General features: G+C 66.1%; 22 protein-coding genes, 1 tRNA gene and 1 riboswitch. Of the genes, 9 read left to right on the top strand and 14 right to left on the bottom strand.

What is annotated here, in order from left to right:
* Positions 1–73: 73 nt before the first annotated feature.
* A riboswitch (SAM riboswitch) is annotated at positions 74–153 on the bottom strand.
* A gap of 124 nt (positions 154–277) precedes the next feature.
* The 3 genes from JQ633_RS06440 (at position 278) to JQ633_RS06450 (ending at position 4,261) form a co-directional block, all read left to right on the top strand.
* Entirely contained in the window at positions 278–1,384 is a 1,107-nt protein-coding gene (locus JQ633_RS06440) for a 2'-deoxycytidine 5'-triphosphate deaminase (protein WP_211983636.1), read from the top strand.
* 256 nt (positions 1,385–1,640) lie between these two features.
* On the top strand, positions 1,641–2,690 hold the full coding sequence (locus JQ633_RS06445; protein ID WP_211983638.1) for a hypothetical protein: 1,050 nt from the start codon (positions 1,641–1,643) through the stop codon (positions 2,688–2,690).
* Between the two features lie 128 nt (positions 2,691–2,818).
* Positions 2,819–4,261 carry an MATE family efflux transporter gene (locus JQ633_RS06450; protein WP_211983640.1) on the top strand — a complete coding sequence of 481 codons (1,443 nt, stop codon included), beginning with the start codon at positions 2,819–2,821 and terminating at the stop codon, positions 4,259–4,261.
* 146 nt (positions 4,262–4,407) lie between these two features.
* Here the strand turns inward: JQ633_RS06450 and JQ633_RS06455 are convergent, their stop codons facing one another.
* The 4 genes from JQ633_RS06455 to JQ633_RS06470 all read right to left on the bottom strand — a co-directional run bounded on the left by JQ633_RS06455 (position 4,408) and on the right by JQ633_RS06470 (position 6,819).
* A complete protein-coding gene (locus tag JQ633_RS06455) occupies positions 4,408–4,824 on the bottom strand; it encodes an SRPBCC family protein (protein ID WP_211983642.1) in 417 nt (138 codons plus the stop codon).
* A 150-nt stretch (positions 4,825–4,974) separates the two neighbouring features.
* Entirely contained in the window at positions 4,975–5,334 is a 360-nt protein-coding gene (locus JQ633_RS06460; RefSeq protein ID WP_211983644.1) for a VOC family protein, read from the bottom strand.
* 57 nt (positions 5,335–5,391) lie between these two features.
* Positions 5,392–6,231: a helix-turn-helix transcriptional regulator gene (locus JQ633_RS06465; RefSeq protein WP_211983645.1), complete on the bottom strand. Its 840-nt coding sequence runs from the start codon at positions 6,229–6,231 to the stop codon at positions 5,392–5,394.
* A 9-nt stretch (positions 6,232–6,240) separates the two neighbouring features.
* Positions 6,241–6,819 carry a methylated-DNA--[protein]-cysteine S-methyltransferase gene (locus tag JQ633_RS06470; RefSeq protein ID WP_211983647.1) on the bottom strand — a complete coding sequence of 193 codons (579 nt, stop codon included), beginning with the start codon at positions 6,817–6,819 and terminating at the stop codon, positions 6,241–6,243.
* A gap of 218 nt (positions 6,820–7,037) precedes the next feature.
* Between JQ633_RS06470 and JQ633_RS06475 the strand changes: the two genes are divergently transcribed.
* The 4 genes from JQ633_RS06475 (at position 7,038) to JQ633_RS06490 (ending at position 9,956) form a co-directional block, all read left to right on the top strand.
* Complete coding sequence (locus JQ633_RS06475) at positions 7,038–8,558, top strand: 4-amino-4-deoxy-L-arabinose transferase (protein ID WP_249158871.1); 1,521 nt, start codon at positions 7,038–7,040, stop codon at positions 8,556–8,558.
* 129 nt (positions 8,559–8,687) lie between these two features.
* Positions 8,688–8,761, top strand: a tRNA-Gly gene (locus JQ633_RS06480).
* Positions 8,762–8,872: 111 nt separating this feature from the next.
* Complete coding sequence (locus JQ633_RS06485) at positions 8,873–9,013, top strand: hypothetical protein (RefSeq protein ID WP_211984207.1); 141 nt, start codon at positions 8,873–8,875, stop codon at positions 9,011–9,013.
* Positions 9,014–9,026: 13 nt separating this feature from the next.
* Positions 9,027–9,956: a dihydrodipicolinate synthase family protein gene (locus JQ633_RS06490; protein WP_211983648.1), complete on the top strand. Its 930-nt coding sequence runs from the start codon at positions 9,027–9,029 to the stop codon at positions 9,954–9,956.
* 209 nt (positions 9,957–10,165) lie between these two features.
* Here JQ633_RS06490 and JQ633_RS06495 read toward each other — a convergent pair whose 3' ends face one another.
* The 7 genes from JQ633_RS06495 to JQ633_RS06525 form a co-directional block, all read right to left on the bottom strand.
* A complete protein-coding gene (locus JQ633_RS06495; protein ID WP_211983649.1) occupies positions 10,166–11,335 on the bottom strand; it encodes a cytochrome P450 in 1,170 nt (389 codons plus the stop codon).
* 83 nt (positions 11,336–11,418) lie between these two features.
* Positions 11,419–12,213: a helix-turn-helix transcriptional regulator gene (locus JQ633_RS06500; RefSeq protein ID WP_211983651.1), complete on the bottom strand. Its 795-nt coding sequence runs from the start codon at positions 12,211–12,213 to the stop codon at positions 11,419–11,421.
* Positions 12,214–12,338: 125 nt separating this feature from the next.
* Positions 12,339–12,701: a nuclear transport factor 2 family protein gene (locus JQ633_RS06505; RefSeq protein ID WP_211983653.1), complete on the bottom strand. Its 363-nt coding sequence runs from the start codon at positions 12,699–12,701 to the stop codon at positions 12,339–12,341.
* 94 nt (positions 12,702–12,795) lie between these two features.
* Positions 12,796–13,113, bottom strand: coding sequence for a cupredoxin domain-containing protein (locus JQ633_RS06510; protein ID WP_211983655.1), 318 nt, complete (start codon positions 13,111–13,113; stop codon positions 12,796–12,798).
* Between the two features lie 9 nt (positions 13,114–13,122).
* A complete protein-coding gene (locus JQ633_RS06515) occupies positions 13,123–13,644 on the bottom strand; it encodes a DUF4142 domain-containing protein (protein WP_211983657.1) in 522 nt (173 codons plus the stop codon).
* Between the two features lie 94 nt (positions 13,645–13,738).
* Positions 13,739–14,428: an RNA polymerase sigma factor gene (locus JQ633_RS06520; RefSeq protein ID WP_211983659.1), complete on the bottom strand. Its 690-nt coding sequence runs from the start codon at positions 14,426–14,428 to the stop codon at positions 13,739–13,741.
* Between the two features lie 107 nt (positions 14,429–14,535).
* Positions 14,536–15,444 carry a LysR family transcriptional regulator gene (locus JQ633_RS06525; RefSeq protein ID WP_211983660.1) on the bottom strand — a complete coding sequence of 303 codons (909 nt, stop codon included), beginning with the start codon at positions 15,442–15,444 and terminating at the stop codon, positions 14,536–14,538.
* Positions 15,445–15,550: 106 nt separating this feature from the next.
* Here JQ633_RS06525 and JQ633_RS06530 point away from each other — a divergent pair, with 106 nt between their 5' ends.
* Positions 15,551–16,618 carry an aromatic ring-hydroxylating dioxygenase subunit alpha gene (locus tag JQ633_RS06530; RefSeq protein ID WP_211983662.1) on the top strand — a complete coding sequence of 356 codons (1,068 nt, stop codon included), beginning with the start codon at positions 15,551–15,553 and terminating at the stop codon, positions 16,616–16,618.
* A 380-nt stretch (positions 16,619–16,998) separates the two neighbouring features.
* On the opposite strand, the gene JQ633_RS06535 is transcribed toward JQ633_RS06530, so the two are convergent.
* The 3 genes from JQ633_RS06535 to JQ633_RS06545 all read right to left on the bottom strand — a co-directional run bounded on the left by JQ633_RS06535 (position 16,999) and on the right by JQ633_RS06545 (position 19,873).
* A complete protein-coding gene (locus JQ633_RS06535; RefSeq protein ID WP_211983664.1) occupies positions 16,999–17,349 on the bottom strand; it encodes a RidA family protein in 351 nt (116 codons plus the stop codon).
* A gap of 75 nt (positions 17,350–17,424) precedes the next feature.
* A complete protein-coding gene (locus JQ633_RS06540) occupies positions 17,425–18,345 on the bottom strand; it encodes an extracellular catalytic domain type 1 short-chain-length polyhydroxyalkanoate depolymerase (protein WP_211983666.1) in 921 nt (306 codons plus the stop codon).
* Between the two features lie 85 nt (positions 18,346–18,430).
* Positions 18,431–19,873 (bottom strand): CDGSH iron-sulfur domain-containing protein, encoded by a 1,443-nt coding sequence (locus JQ633_RS06545; RefSeq protein WP_211983668.1) that lies wholly within the window; start codon positions 19,871–19,873, stop codon positions 18,431–18,433.
* Positions 19,874–19,977: 104 nt separating this feature from the next.
* On the opposite strand from JQ633_RS06545, the gene JQ633_RS06550 reads away from it, so the two are divergent.
* Positions 19,978–20,325, top strand: a complete 348-nt coding sequence (locus JQ633_RS06550) for a winged helix-turn-helix transcriptional regulator (RefSeq protein ID WP_211983670.1) — start codon at positions 19,978–19,980, stop codon at positions 20,323–20,325.
* The last annotated feature ends 168 nt before the right edge of the window (positions 20,326–20,493 follow it).

A 20,493-nucleotide genomic window follows, 5' to 3' on the forward strand; every position in this document is an offset into this window, starting at 1 on the left:
GACCTCCGACGCGGCCATCCCTTCGGGAAATGGCCACAAAAAAACCGGCCTGGAGTTACCTCCACAAGCCGGGATCACACTGTCCCCGGCCTGTTTAGCGACTTATTTAACGTGGCTGCAAGCCGGCCGGCTCAAATCACCACGGGATAAGTGGTGCTGATATTCCCTCGCGCCCTTTCCGTCAAGGCGGTCATCGGATAACCCGTAAAAGCCCATATTTTGAGGCTTGGATGGCCATCCAGGCATCATTTTGGGCCATTCCCGAGGGACCCGCGCCGTGTCGTTCACGCTGGAAGATGAATCCAACGGAATCCTGCCCGACCGCATGATCGCGGAGATGGCGGAGGCCGGCCTCATCCTGCCCGCCTATGACTTCGTCGAGAGCCAGATCCAGCCGGCGAGCCTCGATCTGCGGCTCGGCGACATCGCCTACCGGGTGCGGGCGAGCTTCCTGCCCGGACCGGACGCCACCGTCGCCGAGCGGATCGACCAGCTGAAGCTGCACGAGATCGATCTGTCCGACGGCGCGGTGCTCGAGACCAACTGCGTCTACATCGTGCCGCTGCTGGAGAGCCTGGCGCTGCCGCCGCAGATCGTCGCGGCGGCCAACCCGAAGAGCTCGACCGGCCGTCTCGACGTCTTCACCCGCGTGATCGCCGACGGCACCCGCCGCTTCGACATGATCGGCGCCGGCTATCACGGCCCGCTCTATGCCGAGATCAGCCCGAAGACATTTCCGGTGCTGCTGCGCGAGGGCTCGCGGCTCAGCCAGGTCCGCTTCCGGATCGGCGAAGCCATCCTCAGCGCGGATGAGCTCGATGCGCTGCATGCCGCCGAACGGCTGGTCGATGTCGACGATGCCGATCTCGCGCAGGGCGTCGCGCTCTCGGTCGATCTGTCCGGCGAGAACTCGAACGGCTTCGTCGGCTATCGCGCCAAGCGCCACACCGGCGTGGTCGATGTCGATCGCCGCGCCGGCTATGCCGTCGATGAGTTCTGGGAGCCGATCAAGGCGCGCCCCGACGGCAGCCTCATTCTCGATCCCGGCGAGTTCTACATCCTGGCGTCGAAGGAAGCGGTGCAGGTGCCGCCGGACTACGCCGCGGAGATGGTGCCGTTCGATCCGCTGGTCGGCGAATTCCGCGTCCACTATGCCGGCTTCTTCGACCCCGGCTTCGGCTATGCCGGCGCCGGCGGCAAGGGCGCGCGCGCCGTGCTCGAAGTGCGCTCGCGCGAGGTGCCGTTCATCCTCGAGCACGGCCAGATCGTCGGCCGCCTCGTCTATGAACGCATGCTGGAGCGCCCCGATGCGCTCTACGGCCAGCGCATCGGCTCCAACTATCAGGCCCAGGGCTTGAAGCTCTCCAAGCATTTTCGCGTGTAGCGATTTCTCTCCGCTGTCATTGCCCGCGAAAGCGGGGAATCCAGTACGCCGCGGCGTCTCGATCGAAAACGACTGCCTCTGGAATACTGGATCGCCCGATCGAGCCGGGCGATGACAGCGAGTGTGTGAATGTAATTCCGTAGCCCGGATGGAGCGCAGCGAAATCCGGGGCCGCTGTATCCGCAGATGCATCTCCCCGGATTGCGCTTCGCTCCATCCGGGCTACGATCATGCGCGTGAGAACACGGGAGCGAACATGACCGGAGAGCAGGACGCGCGCGAAGCGCAATGGCGGAAGTGGCGCAGCGTCGCCGATCTCTATCATGCCTTCTTCACCGGGCTGATCCTCACCGTGGTGACGCGGCGCGGCACTGCTGATGCCGCCGAGTTCGTCTTCCGTGTGTTTCGCCGTCAGCAGCAGGAGCGCTTCCTGCCCGGGCTGGCGAAGCTTGGCCTCGATCACCTGCCGCCGGCGGTCGCGGCCGCGCGGTATCACTATCTCTCCAACTGGATCGGCGGCGTGCATGTCGAATACATGTATGAGACCGACCGCAAGGCGTGGATCCGCTATCCGCCGCCGCGCTGGATCTGGAAGGGCACCGCGATCTGCGGCGTGCCCGGCGAAGTGTCACGCGCGATGCTGCGCGGCTGGCACGCCAACAATGGCGTCGCGCTCGGCGACCTCAGGCTCGGCTTCGTCTGCACCAAGCAGAGCGTCGACGGCCAGGATGGGCTCGAAGGCTATTACTGCGAATACGATCACCCGCTCGAGCTCGACCAGCGTCTCGTCTTCGCGCGCCATCTCGAAGCGCCGCTATTCGACCCGAACACCGCGCCGGCACTGCCGGTCGACAGCTGGCCGAAACCGCGGCTGGAGAAGGCCTATCGCAACTATGCGATGGAATATGTGAAGACGGCCGCGCCGGTGATCGTGCAGGTGTTCGGCCCGGAGGATGCGCGCTATCTGCTGCATCTCACCGGCAGACTGATTGGCATGCAGTATTTCGACGAGGTCGCGCACGCGCTCGGCGGCAGCCGTGGCCGTGCGGCGGAATTTGCGGCGTTCCTGCGCGTGCTGTTCGAGGCGCAGGATGATGTCGTCGAGATCAGCCAGTCGGAAGGCCAGTTCGAAATCCGCCAGCAGGGCTGGAAGCTCATGGCCGATGTTGCCGATTATCATCCGGCCTGCGCCAGCGTGCTGACGGGGCTGTTAGAGGGGCTGGCCGCCGGTTGCGGGCGGCATATTCCGGTGCATCTGAAGCCGAACGGCGCTGCCGGCGCGCCGTTGATCTGGTCGATCGGCTAGCGCCGAGGTTCATTCAAGTTCGCCTGCAATCGCGCAGGGCCCCCTTGCGTCCCGCGCACATGGAATCCCGCCTTGCCATGGTAGGGAAACACCATGGCGCGGCTCCTCAGATCGCGCGGGGAGTGGAAATGTCCGATCTCGGCCTCGCCGAAATACCCGTCGACGAAGAGGAGCGGCCGCTGCCGCCGCCGGTGAGCAAGCCGGCGCGCAATGCGTTGCTCGACGGGCCGATCCTGCGCACGCTGCTCCGGCTGGCCTGGCCGAACGTGATCGCGCTCTCCGCCGGCACCTGCGTGGTGATCGCGGAGACCTCCTATATCGGCCGGCTCGGCGTCGAGTCGCTCGCGGCGATGGCGCTGCTGTTTCCCTGCGTGATCCTCACCATGACGATGTCCGGCGGCGCGATGGGTGGCGGCGTCGCGTCCTCGATCGCGCGTGCGCTCGGCGCCGGCGAGATCGAGCGCGCCTCGACGCTCGCCGCGCATGCGCTGCTGATCGGTCTGACCTTCGGCGTCACGTTCATGCTCGGCATGCTGATCTTCGGCCCGCGTTTGCTCGAGCTGCTCGGCGGCCGCGGCAATGTGCTGGCGCAGGCGATCGGCTATTCGCAGATCTTCTTCGGCGGCGCGATCCTGCCCTGGCTGATGAACACCATGGCCGGCATCCTGCGCGGCACCGGCAACATGAAGCTGCCGTCGGCGATGATCCTGTCGTCGGCGTGCTGCCAGATCATCCTCGGCGGCACGCTCGGGCTCGGCCTCGGTCCGGTGCCGCAGTTCGGCATGCGCGGCGTCGCCGCCGGCTCGCTGATCGCCTATACGATCAGCATCAGCGTGATGGGCTGGTACCTGTTCTCCGGCCGCGCCCGCGTCGTGCCGAAGATCAGGGGATTGCGGGTGCAGTGGTCGATGTTCATCGACATCCTCAAGGTCGGCGCGGTGTCCTGCTTCTCGCCGCTGCAATCGGTGCTGACGATCTCGATCTTCACCCACATGCTGGCGCAGTTCGGCACCGCGGTGCTGGCCGGCTACGGCATCGGCGCGCGGCTCGAATTCATGCTGACCTCGGTCGCGTTCGCGGTCGGCATCGCCTCGGTGCCGATGATCGGCATGGCGGTCGGCGCCGACCGCATCGCGCGGGCGCGGCGGATCGCCTGGATCGCGGGCGCGCTGTCGTTCTGCTCGGTCGGACTGGTCGGCAGCTTCATCGCAGTATTTCCTGATCTGTGGGTCAACCTCTTCACCAGCGATCCGCATGTGCGGGCGACCAGCCACGAATATCTGTCGACCGCCGCGCCGATGTACGCCTTCATCGGATTGGCGATGTCGATGTACTTCTCCTCGCAGGGCGCGGCGAAGGTGATCGGCCCGGTGCTGGCGCAGACCGCGCGGCTGATCTTCATCGGCACCGGCGGCTGGTGGCTGTCGACGCATGAGGCGAGCGCGCAAAGCTTCTTCGCCCTCGCGGCCGCATCGATGGGCGTGCTCGGCGTGCTGTCCTGCCTCAGCGTGATCCTGACCCGCTGGGGCAAGCCAGCGCCGGTTACCAAGGTGCGGCCGGCGCTGTCTTGATAGGCACCCACGGTGTCGTCCCGGCGAAGGCCGGGACCCATAACCACCGAAGGTGATCGTTGCGCATCGCCCCGGCCACAGCTCGTTTCAACAACCTGACCCTGTGGTTATGGGTCCCGGCTTTCGCCGGGACGACGCGTGGGAGATTACGCCGCGCTCTTGGCCTTGGCCGACTGCGCCAGCGCCTGCTGCATCGCAGCTGCCCCCTGATCCATCTGCGCGTCGATATAGGGCGCGACCTCGTTCGGCAGCACGTCGGTGATCCACAGCACGCGGCAGCGTCCGTCGGCCTCAGTGAACACCTGGGCGGAGGCCGAGTGCTGGGTCAGGCGCTCGCTCTTGATCGCATAGACCAGCCGCCGCCGGCCGTCGTTGCAATCGACCAGCGTCTCGCGCGCCACCGAGCCGTTGGAGAACGTGACGATGCGCGCATCGCCGTCGAGCTTGGTGTCGGTCACGAAGCCCGGCGCCAGCCGCGTATGCACCGCGCCGAAATCGCGCAGCGCGTCCCAGACGTGGTCGGCCGGGGCGTCGATCGGGATGTCCTTGTAGATGGAAGCCATGGAGTTGAATCCTTTGTGAGTTGGACGATCGTCATTGCGAGGTGAACTTGTAGGGTGAGCAATGCGCAGCGTGCCCACCATCCGCGCTGTGCTCGTGAAGGTGGGCACGCTTCGCTTTGCCCACCCCATGATTCAGCGCATCGCGCGCACCTACGTGCACACCGCCTCGACATTGTTGCCGTCGGGGTCGATCAGGAATGCGGCGTAATAGGTCGGGCTGTAGTCCTTGCGGTGGCCCGCGGCGCCGTTGTCCTTGCCGCCGGCCTTGATGCCTTCGCCGTAAAATTTCTTGATCGCATCGTGATCAGGCGCGCGGAATGCGACATGGGCGCCGCCGTTTGCCTTGCCCTTGTGCAGATGCAGCCAGAGCGCGGGCTCGCCCTTGGGGCCGAAGCCGGCGCCGCTGTCGTCACGCGAGCACAGCACGAAGCCGAGCGGCGCCAGCGCCGCGGTGTAGAAGCGCACGCTGGCGTCGAGGTCGGCAACGCGCAATCCGATATGGTCGTACATGATGGGGTCTCCAGTCGTTGCGCGCGTCCATCGACGCGCGGCGTGGAGCAACCCTAGCTATTGCAGTGCAAGGCGTTCTTGGAAAATCTTGCGGTCGCCGCGCGAGGCCTGGCGGAACTTGAGCGGCGAGGCGCCGGCGGCGCGGTGGAAGCTGCGCACGAAATTGGAGAGGTCGCCGAAGCCGACGTCATAGGCGATGTCGGTGATCGGGCTGTCGTCATCGGCCAGCCGGCGCGCCGCATGGCGCAGCCGCGAGCGCACCAGATATTGATGCGGGGTGACGCCGAGCACGGCGGAAAACAGCCGCAGGAAGTGGAAGGTGCTGAGCCCGGCCTGCTCGGCGGCATCGTCGAGATCGATGGCGCGATGTGAATTGGCGTCGATCCACAACGCGGTCTCCACCGCGCGGCGGCGGTCGCGCAGCGTCGCCGTCAGCTTGTTCGCCTTGCGGTCGGACACCACCTCGACGAACCGGCTGGTCAATACCTGACCGATCTCATCGAGGCCGACGTCGCTGTTGCCAGCTGCTGCCGTTTGCGCGAGCTCGCCGAGCACCATCAGTTCCGGCAGTGGCGGCACCGAGCCGACCTGCCAGACCGCCGTGCGGTCGCCGATCGTCTCCACCAGCTCCGGATCGAGGAAGAACGACAGACATTCGTCGCCGACGACATGGTCATGGGTGCAGGTGTATTCGTCGCCGGGATGGCCGATCAGCATCGAGCCCGCCACCAATTCATGGAAGCGGCCGCGGCAATGGCAGCCGAAGCTGCCGCTGCGCACATAGGATACCGAATGGCTGGCGAACTGCTCGGTGAACGGCTTGTCGCCGCGTTCCGCGGTGCAACGAAACTCGTTCACGGTGATGCGATCGCGCTTCAGCAACGGGGTACGGTTCATACCCTCAATTTAGGGAGAGGGCCGCGGCGGTGCAACGGACAGCAGCGCGTCGAACAGCGTCTTGCTGGCGCTCGGCGGCGCGCCCTCGATCGAGAGCAGCCGGCGCCGCGAGACGCTGCCGCCATGCGGCGAGATCCGGTCGGCATAATGGCCCGCCTCGAGCACACGGTGGCAGGGCACGATGATCATGAAGGGATTGCGGGAGAACGCCTGCGCCACCGAATAGGTCGCGCCGGAGGCACGCAACGCGCTTGCCGCCTCGGCATAGCTGCGGGTCTCGCCGCGCGGAATGGTACGGGCAAACTCGTAGACGCGCTGGTTGAAGGCCGGGATGCCGGTCATGTCGAGCGCGACGCCGGTCAGGTCGCTGTCGCCGCCGCGCAGCGTCGCGGCAATGCCCTCGATCGCCGCCCCGATCTCGTCGGGCGGCCGCATCTCGCGCGCATCTGGGTAGATCTGGAACAGCCGCTTGCGGGTCTCGATCTCGCGCGGCTCGGGAAGCTGCACGCCGACTATGCCGAGCTCGCCCCATGCGATTCCGCATCGGCCGATCGCCGTGTCGAAAATGGAGTACCCACGCCCCGCCATTGAACGCCACCAACCCCTGCAAGGATCATAACATCATCGCCACCGCGCGCATCCGAAATCTTGACGATTGATTAAGCATGTCGCGGCCATTCCGGACCTTTCGCTGTGTGCGGCGGTCACACATCTCAAGTCACGCATCTTAAAGGCTTGCGCGCTATCCGTTCGTGGCCATGTCGCTCCCCGAGGCTCCCGCGCTCCCCGATACGATCGGCGGAACAATGACGAGAACGAGCGCCGATCCATCGTCCGGACGCGCGGGCGAAAAGAGTCTTGTGACGGCACGGATTCATCCGCTCGCGCTGCTGTTGCTGCTGGCGCTGGCGGTTCGCCTGCCGCTTGCGTTCTGGCCCAACACCATCCATCCCGACGAAATCTTCCAGTACCTCGAGCCGGCCTGGCGGATGCTCGGTCATGACGGCATCGTGACCTGGGAGTGGCGCTACGGCATTCGGGGCTGGTTCCTGCCGACCTTGATGGCAGGGCCGGTCGCGCTTGGGGACTGGGTGGCGCCCGGTGGCAGCGGGGCCTTCGTGGTGCCGCGTCTCGTCGCCGTGCTGGCATCGCTCTCGATCGTGGTGAGTGCGTGGTCGTTTGGCGCGCGGGTGTCGCGCACTCATGCCATCGTCGCCGCATTCGTCGCGGCGATCTGGTTCGAGATCGTGATGCTCGCGCCGCACACGTTGAGCGAATCGATCGCGACGGCGCTGATCGTGCCGGCGGCGTTGATGCTCACTGGCGCTCCGTCGCGCACGCGCCTGCTCGTCGGTGGCGCCATGCTGGCGATCGCGTTCGTCTGCCGCTTCCAATATGCACCGGCCACCGCCGTCCTCGTCATCGGCGTCTGCTGGCGCCACTGGCGAAATCTGCTTCCGCTGATTGCCGGCGGTGTCATTGCGCTGCTGGTCGCCGCGATGATCGATCTCGCCCATGGCGCGGTGCCGTTTGGCTGGCTGGTCGCCAATATCGAGCAGAACCTGCTGCACGATCGCGCCGCCGGGTTCGGCGTGTCGTCGATGATCACCTATCTGTCGAGCTTCTGGATCACCTGGTCGGTCGCGATCGTGCTGCTCGTCGCCGCGATCTGGCGCGGCTGGCGCCATGCGCCGCTGCTGCTGGCGATGGCGCTGACGGACATTCTCTTTCACAGCCTGATCGCCCACAAGGAATACCGCTTCATCTTCCTGTCGGTGGTCCTGCTGATGATCCTGGCGGCGCTGGGCTCGGCGGACTGGGTGCAGTCGCTGCGCGGAAAACGCGCATGGCGACCATGGGCGTTACCGGCGATCGCCGGCGGCTGGGCGCTGCTCTCGATCGCGCTCGCCGGCGCCAGCGAGCCGATGCGTGACCACTGGATGCGCGGCGTCAGTGCCGCGCGACTGGCCGCCGAGTTGCGCGGCGATCCCAAGCTGTGCGGCCTTGCGCTCTACAACGTCCCCTTCCATCTGCTGCCGGGGCGGGAGCGGTTGACAGGCCCGGCGCCGCTCTACGCGCTGATATCAGGCGATCCCCTGGCGAAAGGCCGCCTGCCGGCCACGCTGCAGGCCGCGAGCCCGGCCTTCAACCGCATCCTGGTGCGCGCGGATTCGGTGGACGATCTTCCGGCGGACTATACGCGGCGCGATTGTGATGCGGTCGGCAACGCCACGGCCTGCATCTACGCGCGCGCCGGCACCTGCGAGCCCATCGCGGCCGCAGCGCCGTTCACCATCAATGACGTGCTGGGACGGAGCGGCGAATAGCGGTGCAAGGAGCTGATATCGAGGACCAATCCCACGTGATCGCGACAATGCACGCTTGATCCGCCGCCATGGGCCGGGCTATGGTCCGGCAGGTCGCATTCGGTAAGATCGACCCAAGCGATTGAGATCGCGGGCGTAGTTCAATGGTAGAACGGCAGCTTCCCAAGCTGCATACGAGGGTTCGATTCCCTTCGCCCGCTCCATCGCACCCTCCATGCATTCGGATCGCACCGCATGCGTCGTTGCGCGGCTTGCGATGACGCGACGGGCCGCCTAGCTTCCGGCTGCCATTTCCACGCTTCCGCAAGGTCCCAATGTCGCAGCCGCTTCTGTTTCAGCCGATCACGCTTCGCGGCGTCGCGTCCTGGCCGAAGCAGGATGGCTGGTGGCTGGAGCGGCGCGAGCCGGGCCTGCGCAAGCTCGAGGGAGCGCCGCTGCCGTTCCGCAAGATGTGACACGAGGTTCGACATGACATCACAGGCACAACGTCCCTATCGCGGCGTCTTTCCGGTCGCGCCGACCATTTTCGACGCCAGCGGCAATCTCGACCTCGACGGACAGCGCCGCTGCATCGACTTCATGATCGATGCCGGCTCGCACGGCATCTGCATCCTCGCCAATTTCTCCGAGCAGTTCGTGCTGACCGATGCCGAGCGGGAGACCGTGATGCATGCGGTGCTCGAGCACGTCGCCGGCCGGATTCCCGTCATCGTCACGACGACACATTTTTCCTCGGCGGTGTGCGCCGCGCGCAGCCGGCAGGCGCAGGCCGCCGGCGCCGCGATGGTGATGATCATGCCGCCCTATCACGGCGCGACGTTCCGGGTCCCGGAAGCCGGCATCTACGACTTCTTCCGCGTGGTCTCGGACGCCATCAGCATCCCGATCATGATTCAGGACGCGCCGGTGGCCGGCACGCCGCTGTCGGTGGATTTCCTGGCGCGGATGGCGAAAGAGCTCGCCAATGTCAGGTACTTCAAGATCGAGGTGCCGATGGCGGCCGCCAAGCTGCGCGGCCTGATCGAGAAGGGCGGCAGCGTGATCGAGGGACCGTGGGACGGCGAGGAGGCGATCACGCTGATGGCCGATCTCGACGCCGGCGCCACCGGCGCGATGACCGGCGGCGGCTATCCCGACGGCATCCGCCAGATCATGGATCCGTTCTTCGCCGGCAAGCGCGAGGAGGCGATGGCCGCCTATGCGCGCTGGCTGCCGCTGATCAATTACGAGAACCGGCAATGCGGCCTATCGGCCTGCAAGGTGCTGATGCGCGAGGGCGGCGTCATCAAGTCTGACATGGTGCGTCATCCGCTGCAGCCGCTGCATCCGGCGACACGCGCCGGCCTGATCGAGATCGCGAAGTCGCTGGATCCGGTCGTGCTGCGCTGGGGGCGGTGAGCGTTTGAGATTAGGTCGGATACGACCGCGACGGCGCTGTGCTCCCTCGCCCCGTTCTTACGGGGAGAGGGTTGGGGTGAGGGGCTATGTCCGCGCATTGGGTGACAGACGCGTTCGCGGAGGCCCCGCACCCGGATTGCATCTTTGATGCAATCCGACCTCTCCCCGCAAGCGGGGCGAGGTGAGCTGCAGCTCGATCGAAGTAGACACTACGCGTCCCACGTCACCGGCAGGTCCAGCAACCCGCGGAAGGCCCAGCCGCCGATCCGCGGTGGGCGGTCCTCGACCAGGCGCAAATTCTTCAGCCGGCTGAAGATCAGCGGCAGCGCGACGTCGGCGACCATGGCGCGCGAGGCCCAGGCGCCGGCGCAGAAATGCGGGCCGGCGCCGAATGCGATGCTCTTGCTGGCGTCGCGGCGGATGTCGAAGGCGTCACCCCGCTCAAAATGCTTCTCGTCGCGGTTGGCCGAGCCGAACATCAGGAACACGCGCTCGTTGGGCTCGAACGCGACGTCGCGGATCGTCCACGGCTTTGCGATCCGCCGCGGCGACATCCCGATCGGCGAGATCCAGCGGGCGTATTCCTCGAACACCTGCAGCCACGGGATCGCGCCGCTCCGCGCCAACGCAAGCTGGTCGGGATGGGTCAGCAGCGCCCACACCGTGCCGGCGATGGCATCGCGCGGCTCATTCTGGCCGCCCGAGATCGCGAGCTTGATGTTGGCGCGGACGCTCTCCATCGGCATGTCGGTCTGCAGCATCACGCCGAGCAGGCTGAGGTCCGGCGTCTTGCGCCGCACGGGCACCATGTCGTCGATCGCGGCATCGATGCCGGAGGTCGCCGCATGGCAGCGCGCCTCGATCGCGGGATCGCCGGTATAGTTGGCGATGCCGTCGATCATGCCTTGCGACCAGGCGTTCATGTCCTGGAAGCGCATGTTGGTGAGGCCGGTGATGGATTTCAGGCATTCCGCCGAGAACGGCAGCGCGAAGGCCTGCACGAAATCGACAGCGTCCTCTCGCTTCAACTCGTCGAGGATGCGCCGCGCATGGCCTTCGAACTGCACGGTCCAGTGCGACCTCACCGTCTTCGGCGAGATCGCTGGGAAGATCGCCTTGCGCTCGTTCATGTGCGCATCGCCATCCTTGCGCATCATGTTGTGGCCCATCAGCTTGTTCATCAAGCCTTCGGGCTGATGCGACGAGAACACGTCGATCTGCTTCTCCGAGACGAAGATGTCGTCGCGGTTGCACAGCAGCGTGCTGCCAAGCTGCGGCACGAAGGCGATCGGCGCCTCTTTGCGCATGCGCGCCAGCGCCGGGTAGGGGTCCTGCCAGAAGGCGGCGACGTCGATCTCGAAACGGGGTGCGGTGCTCACGGCGTGGTCCTTTTGTCTCGCCGCAGGATAGTCCAGTCATGCGCGGTTTTCTGTCCCCACGCCTTGGGACAGGAGCGCCCCGATCAGTTCAGCGGCCGCGACGAGGCCACCAGCCGCAATGCGATCGCGAACAATTCGTTCTGCGAGGAAATGCCGAGCTTGTCATAGGCGCGCTTGCGGTAGGTGAGGGCGGAATGCAGGCCGATGCCAAGCTCGGCCGCGATCGCTTCCGAGCTGAGGCCGGAGAGGATGCGCAGGCACACCTCTTTCTCACGCCCGGTCAGGACGGTGAACGGCGCCGCGGTTTCGAACAGTGTCTTCAGCCGATCCATCGGATCGCTGTCCGGCGCGGCGTCGCGCTGGAAGTGCCGCGCCACGGCGGCGCTGACGGCGGGTGCGACCGCGGTCAGGCGCGCGATCTGGTCGCGGGTGAAGCGGCCCTGCGCGGTGATGCGATAGAAATTGACATAGAAGCAGGTGTCATCGACCCAGATCGCCGAAGCGAATTTGTCGACGATGTCGGAATCGTCGAAGAAGATCTTGCGGTAGCCGTCGCTGTACATGCGGCGGGCGAAGGTCGGCAGCACGATCGGCGCGGCCTGCGCCTGGCCCTCGAACACCGCGTCGCGGTTCGGATCGCTCTGGTGAAAATGCTCGGAATAGGCGATGCCGAGGTCGCGCCCGGTCGGGATGTTGCCGGCGTCGAGCAGGCACGCGGCCGAGCGCGGGCCGGCGAACGAGAACACCATGCAGTGCCCGACATCGGCGACCCGGCGCAGCGCGCCGATCAGGGCCTGCGGAAAGCCGTCGCGCCCGATCGCGAGCAACGCCGGCGTGATGTCGCTGACGACAGACGGCGTGAAGGCCCGGGCCTTCATGGTGTCCTCCCTTTGGTTGCGGGAAGACTATCAGCGACATCGCCGGGGTGGAAGCTGCCGATACAGCCGCACTCCCTGCGTCATTCCGGGCTGTCGCTCCGCGAGCCCCGGAATGACGGTCAGGGTTAAGCGCCCGGGACCTGATCCAGGAAGCCGGTGATGCTCCTGATCCGCCCTTCCTTCAGCACCGCGAAGTCGGTGCCCTTGATCGGGCTGTCGACACCGTCGGGGCCGAGACCCCAGGAGAAGCGGACATGGTCGCCGAAGCCGTTCGGCTCGCCGAGCAGCTTGAATGAGAAGTCGGGAAACTTCTGCTGCACGCCGGCGATCAGCGCGTCGACGCCCTCATGGCCGTCGCCGCTCATCAGCGGATCGACATAGCGCGCGTCTGAAGTCCAGTTCTCGCTCAGCATCTCGCGGCGCCGGCTCGGCGTGCGCTCGTTCCAGAGCTCGATGTAGCGGCGGGCGATGGTGGCGTGGTCGGTCATGGCGTTCTCCTTCGATGCGGCCGGATGGTTCGGCTGGAACGACTATCGAAGGTTCGCGGCGCGCGATCGATTACCTCGCAGGTCATCGTCCGCGTTATGGAGCGATCTTGAGCACCGCCTTCATGTTGGGATGATAGCGGCAGTAGTATTCAACCGTGCCGGCCTTGCCGAGGACCGAAGTGACCGTCTTCTTCGGCGCGATCGTGACGTCGAAGTCGCCGTTTTTTGCCGTGGCGGTGTGGGCAAGGATGTCCTTGTTGATCCATTCGATGGTGTCGCCGACCTTGGCCGATACCTCGGCCGGCGAGACCGCGAGATTCTCCATCACGATCTGGATGGTGGCCGCATGCGCCGGGACGGCCAGCGCACCGAGCGTCAGCAACATCAGCGTGAGATGGCGTCCTGGCGACATGGATGGCTCCTATTTCAGGCTGGCCGCGACATGCTCGGCATGCTGCTGGTGGCCCTGGAAGAGTTTCAGGCCGGTCTGCAGCAGGCTCTTCAGCTCGGGGTTGCTCGCCGCCGGAATCAACTGGGTCTCCAGCGCGCCGTTGACCGCCTTGTGGTAGGCGACCTCGTTGGCGATGTAGGCCTTGTCGTACTCCGCGCCCTTCAGCTTGCCGAGTTCGGCGAGCTTGTCGGCGGCCTGCTTCGACAGCGCCTTGCTGGTGTCGTTGTCCTCCGGCGTCACCTTCAGCTTCTTGACGAGGTCGAGCGCCTGCTTGTTCACGGCCTCATGGTCGCGCGCCATGTCCTGGGCGAACGCCTTGACCTCCTTGCTGGAGGCCTTCGCCTCGGCCTGCTTGGCGGCGTTGATGTCGATCACGCCGGCGGTGTAGGCGATGTGCGCGATCTGCGGATCGGTCGGCTTTGCGCCCTCTGCGAGCGCGGCGCCGCTCAACAGGCTCAGCGCGGCGGCTGCGATGCTCAAGCGAACGAACATGGTTTGATACTCCTGTGGCGTCCGGCTGGACGCCGGCGCTTGGTTGATTGCACAGGAGTTGGATGGCGCAGCCGCGCCGAGGTTCCCGGAAAATTTATCCGATGTAGCCGAGCCGTTTCAGCACGGCCTCGGTCAGGCGTTCACAGCGTTTGCCGGCGAACGGGAAAGCATCCATCACGACGGGGCCGATCTTGCGCTCGACATTCTCGCGTAGCATGGCGCGGGCGCGATGCAGCCGCGTCTTCACCGTCTCCGGCTTCAGGTCGAGGATCTCGGCGGTCTCCTCGACATTCATACCCTCGATCACGCGGGTGATGAAGACGAGGCGGAACGCCTCGGGCAATTCGTCGATCGCGTGTTCGACGACATGCTGGATCTCGCGCTGGGCCATGGAGCGTTCCGGATCGTCCGCTGACGAAAGGGGAAACTGGATGATTTGAGCGTCGAGACCACCGTGCGGCAGCTCCGACCATTCGACGGCGGGCGGTTTGCGGCGGACGCGGCCGAGCGCCTCGTTGATCGCGATCCGCGACAGCCAGGTCGACAGGCCGGACTCGCCGCGGAATCGGTCGAGATGGGTGAAGGCGCGGACATAGGTGTCCTGGACCACGTCCTCGGCCTCGCCGTCGTTGCGCAGGATGCCGCGGGCGAGGCGGAACAGTCGGCGGTTGTTGGCCTGCATGATGGCGCGCACCGCGGCCTCGTCGCGGGCCAGCGCGCGCTGCACCAGCTCAGCGTCGCCTGAGCCGGTCGGCGGAACGGTCGTTGCCTGGGCCTGACGCATGGCGGGATCACCCTCACGGTTCACGGGATACTGGCATTGGATGCGCTTCCGACGAACAGGTTCCCGAAAAAAAGGCGGCCGGCCGAAAAACGATTGATCCTGGATCCCTACGGCTTGATATAGGCCTCCGGATCGCCCCGCGCATGCGCCTCCATAGCGTCGAGGAAGCAGCGCACCTTGGCCGGGACGAATTGCCGCGCCGGCAGCAGGGCATGCACGTTGAGCGGCTCGCAGACATGGTCCGGCAGCAGCCGCTGCAACTCACCGGCCGCGACCGCGACGCGGGCGTAGGCCGCGGTGACCCGCAACACGCCGTGGCCGGCGAGCGCGGCCTGCAGGCGGACATGGGCGTTCGATGAGGTGAGGCGCGCCCGATCCACCGCAAGATGCTCGACGGCGCCGCCGGGTGCGGTGATCGCCCAGGGCGGATCGCTGGGCCCGGTCAGCAGCGGCAGCCGCCGCAGATCGTCCAGCGTGCGCGGCTCGCCGAACTTCTGTAGCAGGGCCGGCGCTGCGAACAGGCCGCGCTCGAGGGTGAAGACACGGCGGATCACGATGCCGGCCGACGGCAGCGGCGCCTCCAGCATCGCGAACACGATGTCGTAATTCTCGGCGACCGGATTGACGATGTCGTGCTCGACATCGATGCGGATCGCAAGCTCCGGATAGCGGCCCATCACCGCGCAGGCGACCGGCCCCGCATGGTGCGCGCCGAATTCGTAAGGCGCCTTGATGCGCAGCGTGCCGGCGACCGCGCTGCTCATCGCCAGCGCCTCGCTGTGGGTATCGTGCAGGGCGGCGAACAGCGGCCGCACCTTGCGATAGATGGTCTCGCCGGAATCGGTGAGGCGCAAATGCCGCGTGGTGCGCTCGATCAGCCGCAGCCCGAGATTGGCTTCCAGTCGCTGCACCGCAGCACTGAGGCTCGATTTGGGATGGCCGAGCACGCGCGCGGCGGCGGTGAAGCCGCCATGCTCGACAACCTCGCAAAACAGCTCCCAATCGCGCCATTCCATGGCCGATTGTCCATGCAGCGGTACAGTGTGTCCAGCCAAATCGGATTATCGGGATGACCGCAATCACCTAACCTCGCCGCGACAAATATTGCATCGGGAGGGTGACATGGCCAATGACGACGGAATTTTCCTGCGCAACACCTGGTACGTGGCGGCGTGGAATCACGAGCTGATCGACGGCAAGAAGGTCGCGCGCACCATTCTGGAGCGGCCGATCGTGCTCTATCGCGGCGCCAGCGGACAGGTGGTCGCGCTCGACGACCGCTGCTGCCACCGCGCCGCGCCGCTCTCGATGGGCCGCGTCGAGGGCGACGACATCCGCTGCATGTATCACGGCATGAAGTTCGCCGCCGACGGCAAGTGCATCCAGATTCCCGGCCAGGACGTCATTCCGGCCAAGCTCGGCGTCCGCAGCTATCCCGTGGTCGAGCGCTACAATCTGATCTTCATCTGGACCGGCGATCCGGAGAAGGCCGATCCGAAACTGATCCTCGACTATCCGCCGCTCGAGGACCCCAGATGGCGCGGGCTGCCGGGCTATATGCACTACAAGGCCAACTGGCTCCTGATCGTCGACAACCTCAGCGACTTCGCGCATCTCGCCTTCGTGCACACCAACACGCTCGGCGGCTCCGAGGAATACGCCTACAAGACCAAGCCGGTCGCGATCGAGAAGCTCGACGACGGTTTCCGCGTCGAGCGCTGGCATATGGGCGCCGAGCCGCCGCCGTACCACAAGAAGGTGATCCCGAACAAAACCGACAAGATCGATCGCCGCAACATCGGCCGTATGATCGTTCCCGGCATCTTCACGCTGGATACGACGTTCGCACCGGCGGGGCAGGGGGTGGAGAAAGGCGTCCAGGTCCCGGGCACGCGCTCGTATCGCAACGCGCAGTTCATGACGCCGGAGACGCGCTCGACCACGCACTTCTTCTGGAACTATCTGCACGATTTCGACATCGACAACCCGAACATCGCGCTGTCGCTCCGCCACAGCCTCGAGGAAGGCTTCAACGAGGACAAGGACATCATCGAGGCGCAGCAGCGCGTGTTCGATGCCGATCCGGACTATCAGCTGCTCGCCATCGGCGCCGATGCGCCGCTGACCTATTTCCGCTGGCTGTTCGCACGGAAGATGGAGGCGGAGAAGGGGACGGCGCGGGCGGCATAGAGCACTGCGTAGCCCGGATGCAGCGAAGCGAAATCCGGGACCTTGCTCGCCGAGAGACCGGTCCCGGATTACGCTTCGCTGCATCCGGGCTACGAGGCTTCGAATCGAGCGGCGTACTCCGCTTACCTCGCCCCGCGTGCGGGGAGAGGTCGGAGCGCAACGTCAGATGCGTTCCGGGTGAGGGGGTGTCTCCGCGAGTCCAACTGTAACCGTCTACGCGGAAGCGGCCCCTCACCCCAACCCTCTCCCCGTAAGAACGGGGCGAGGGAGCACAGTCCCGTTGCCGCGCGACTGAACCTCATCACGCTCAATCAAAATGACGAATGGCGCGGCTGCCCTCGGCTGCCGCGCCATTCGCAAGACAACAAAGTCGATCGCGGTTACTTCGCCGCGACCACCATGATCTCGACATTGTACTGCGGGGCCGCGAGCTTGGCCTCGACGGTGGCGCGCGCCGGCGTGTTGCCCGGCGAGACCCAGGCGTCCCACGCCGCGTTCATCTCGGGGAACGTCTTCATGTCGGTGATGTAGATGTTGGCGCTGAGCAGCTTCGACTTGTCGGTGCCCGCCTTGGCGAGATGGCTGTCGATGATCGACAGGATGTCCTTGGTCTGCTCGGTGACGCTGCCGCCCGCGGCCTTGCCGGCGACGACGCCGGCGAGATAGACGGTGTTGCCGTGCACGACGACCTGGCTCATGCGCGGGCCGGTTTCAAAACGCTGAATGCTCATTTGGGTCTCCACTGAATGGCGGGCACTTCTAGCCTGCCTGCGCGGCCGCCGCCACTGTGCAAATTGCAGCACGGCTCACGGAAATTGCCGGAAGAACGCCCAGATCGTCTCGGCGCCGTCGATGTCATGGTTCTGCGGCCCGAGGATGTTGTCGGCGAGGCGCACGAAACGCGCGTCGGGCGCGCTGCCGGGCATGCGATGCCCGCCGCCATTGACGCGGTAGAGCACGACATCGCGGCCCGCCGGGCAGCGTGAATCGATCCTGGTCACCGTCGATCGATCGGCGCGGTCGCGATCCTCGAGTTCGCTGCTGCCGGCGTCCTTGCTCTCGCAGCCGTTGACGCGGCGCCAGAACGCCAGCGTCTTCTCGGTCGACCAGAAGCCGTCGGCCGCGAAATGGCTGGTGCCGCGCCCGCCCTGATACGGGACCAGCGGATCGCTGGTGCCGTTCATCATCAGGAGCGGCACCGGTCGCGGCGGTTGGCAGGCGCGGGCGGAGCCGTTGGTCAGGTTCATGATGACGCTGGCCGCGGCGGCGAACAATTCCGGCCGCTTGCACAGCAGCGCCATCGTCATCGCGCCGCCGTTGGAGACACCGGTAACGTAGACCCGCTTCGGATCCGCGGTGCCGTCGTCGATGAATTTCTTGATCAGCTGCGCGATGAAGGCGATGTCGTCGGTGTCCTTCGGCGGTCCGCCGCTGGCGCGCTCCTCGTCGAGCCGCAGGTCGGCCCAGGCGCGGTTGAGCCCGTCGGGAAACAGCACGGCGAAATGCTCGCGCCTCGCGACCGCGGGCCATGACGTTCGCGACATCATGTCGGCGCCGCTCTGCGTCTTGCCGTGCAGCACGATCACCAGCGGCGCGGGCCTGGCATCCGGCAGCTGCACCCTGAATGTCCGCGTGGTGCCGTCGATCGAGATCATCTCGGCGCGCGCGGGCCCATAGCCGAGCGCCAGCGCGGCAACAGCCAGCATGCCGATCAGGCGCCATCGCATCGCCGAAACTCCGTCTGCGCGGCCGCGATTGCATCATGGCCGCGTGCGGGATTCAATCGGCGCCTGCGCTCCGGTACGTCACCTTTCAGCTGGGCGCATCGGCCCAGCGTTCGAACAGCGCGATGCGCTCGGGCGGCCACGCGCCGTCGCAGGGCATCGTCCCGGCCTGCAGCCGCGCCAAAATCTGCCGGCGATGCGCGCGTACATGCTCCTCGTTCCAGAGATCGAAGGCGAACAGCATCGAGTTCCGATCCATCGGCCGGAACAGCGGCCGGATATGCTGCTCGAACCGCACGGCCTCGCCGGGGCCGGGCATTGCCGGGCCGGCATCGCCGACGGCCGGTATCTCGTCGCCGCTTGCCGCCGGCCGGGCGCCCGGGGTGGCGTTGCAGACCCACCACCAGCGCGGCACCGGCATGTTCGGCGGCGGCTGGGCGCCGTGCGCGGAATTCTCCACCGCGATGCGCGAGCCCCATTCGATATAGGCGACGAAGGCGGCGCGGAATTCGGGATCGGACGGCAGACCGGCATCGTCGGCGCTCTGCACCATGTAGGTCGCCCACAGCGCGCGCTGCTCCGGCCGGATCTCCTTGCCGATATGCTGCGAGACCATCCGCTGATAGCCGCCATAGCGCTCGGTGTAGAGGCGCGGGCCGCCGAACACCTCGCTGAGCCAGGCCGCGACCCGTTCAGGGTGATCCGGCGACATCTCGGCGAACAGTGGCCCGAGCAGCGGGTCCTCCGGCACGTAGCGGCTGTAGAAGATGCGCGTCATGTCGAGCAGCGCCGGATAGCCGCCGGCCCATTCGAACAGCGTCGGCTCGCGCGCCGGATCGGGGACGGGATCACGAAATCCGACGCTCCAGTGCATGCCGCTGCAGAACGGCTTGTTCAGCGACGCGCCGCAGCGGCACAGGCTGGCATGCTCGTGCGAGGCACCGGCGTTCCGCGCGATCGGAGCGCCGTCCTCGTCGACCAATTCGATCGCACCCGTGATGCGATAGGGCCCGTCCTTCGACACCTCGATCTGCGGCGGCCGGTCGATGTCGGAGAGGTCGGCGTCGCGCGCCGGCCCGATGCCGATGCCGAGCGCGCCGGACGGGCAGCGACGCACCGCATTGATGAGATCGTCGAGCCGCGCGCCGCTCGGCGCGATGAACGGCTCCTCGCCGAGATGGAATACGGATTGCAGCCGGTCGGTGCAAAAGGCGGAATGCGCGCAGATGCCGCGATTGTCGAACACATGGGCCTGCTGTCCGGCGTAGATATCGAGCTTGTCCGGCACGCGCCGCAGGTCCTTTGCGCCGGTGAAGCCGCGCCTGACATGGCTGTCGTCGCAGAACGGCCTGGTCTGCGATTGCCCGCAGCGGCAGAGCCGCACCGGTGCTTCAGCCGTAACAGGCACGCCGAGATGATCGACGATCGCAATGCCGGGGTCGGGTTGGTAGGGTCCGTCGCGCCTGACCACGATGCGCTTGCGCGCGGTGCTGTCACCGCGCGGCGCTTCCGCTGAACTGCTCTCTGTCATGCCTTGCACTGATCCGTGAAATGTCCCAACCCGCGCAAAGCGTGCTTAGATGGATCGATGGCGGCGCTCAACGAACCAGATGGAAAGTGCCGCGGGAGAGGGCGATGATCCGCAAGACCAAGCGCAAATACGGCTGCCCGGTCGAATTCTCGATCGATCAGCTCAGTGGCAAATGGAAGACGGTGATCCTGAGCCGGCTCAAGGTGCGCCCGATGCGCTACGGCGAATTGCGCCACGACATCCCGCAACTCAGCGACAAGGTACTCACCGAGCGCCTGCGCGATCTCTGCAATTCCGGCTTCGTGAAGCAGGAGCGCTCCGGCAGCAATTCGCGCTATTGCCTGACCCGGCGCGGCGAGATGCTGAAGCCGATGCTGCAGGCGCTCTACGATTGGGGCGAGGCCAACGCCGACACGTTCGGCGTCCGCTTCCTCAGCGCGGAGGCGGAGTAGGGGGCGGGCTCAGCAATCTTCGTCGACGTGAAGTTCACCCCGACACCGACCACCTTTGTGCAACCGCAACAAACGTCGCGATGGGCCCAATTGCTGAGGACTGCACGGCGGTCGTTTCACACAGATTGACGCGACCAGCCGAACTGATCGCGTCAATCGAACGCTTTG

Origin of the sequence: Bradyrhizobium tropiciagri (genome assembly GCF_018130505.1) — a bacterium.
In the GTDB taxonomy this organism is placed as follows: Bacteria; Pseudomonadota; Alphaproteobacteria; order Rhizobiales; family Xanthobacteraceae; genus Bradyrhizobium; species Bradyrhizobium tropiciagri_B.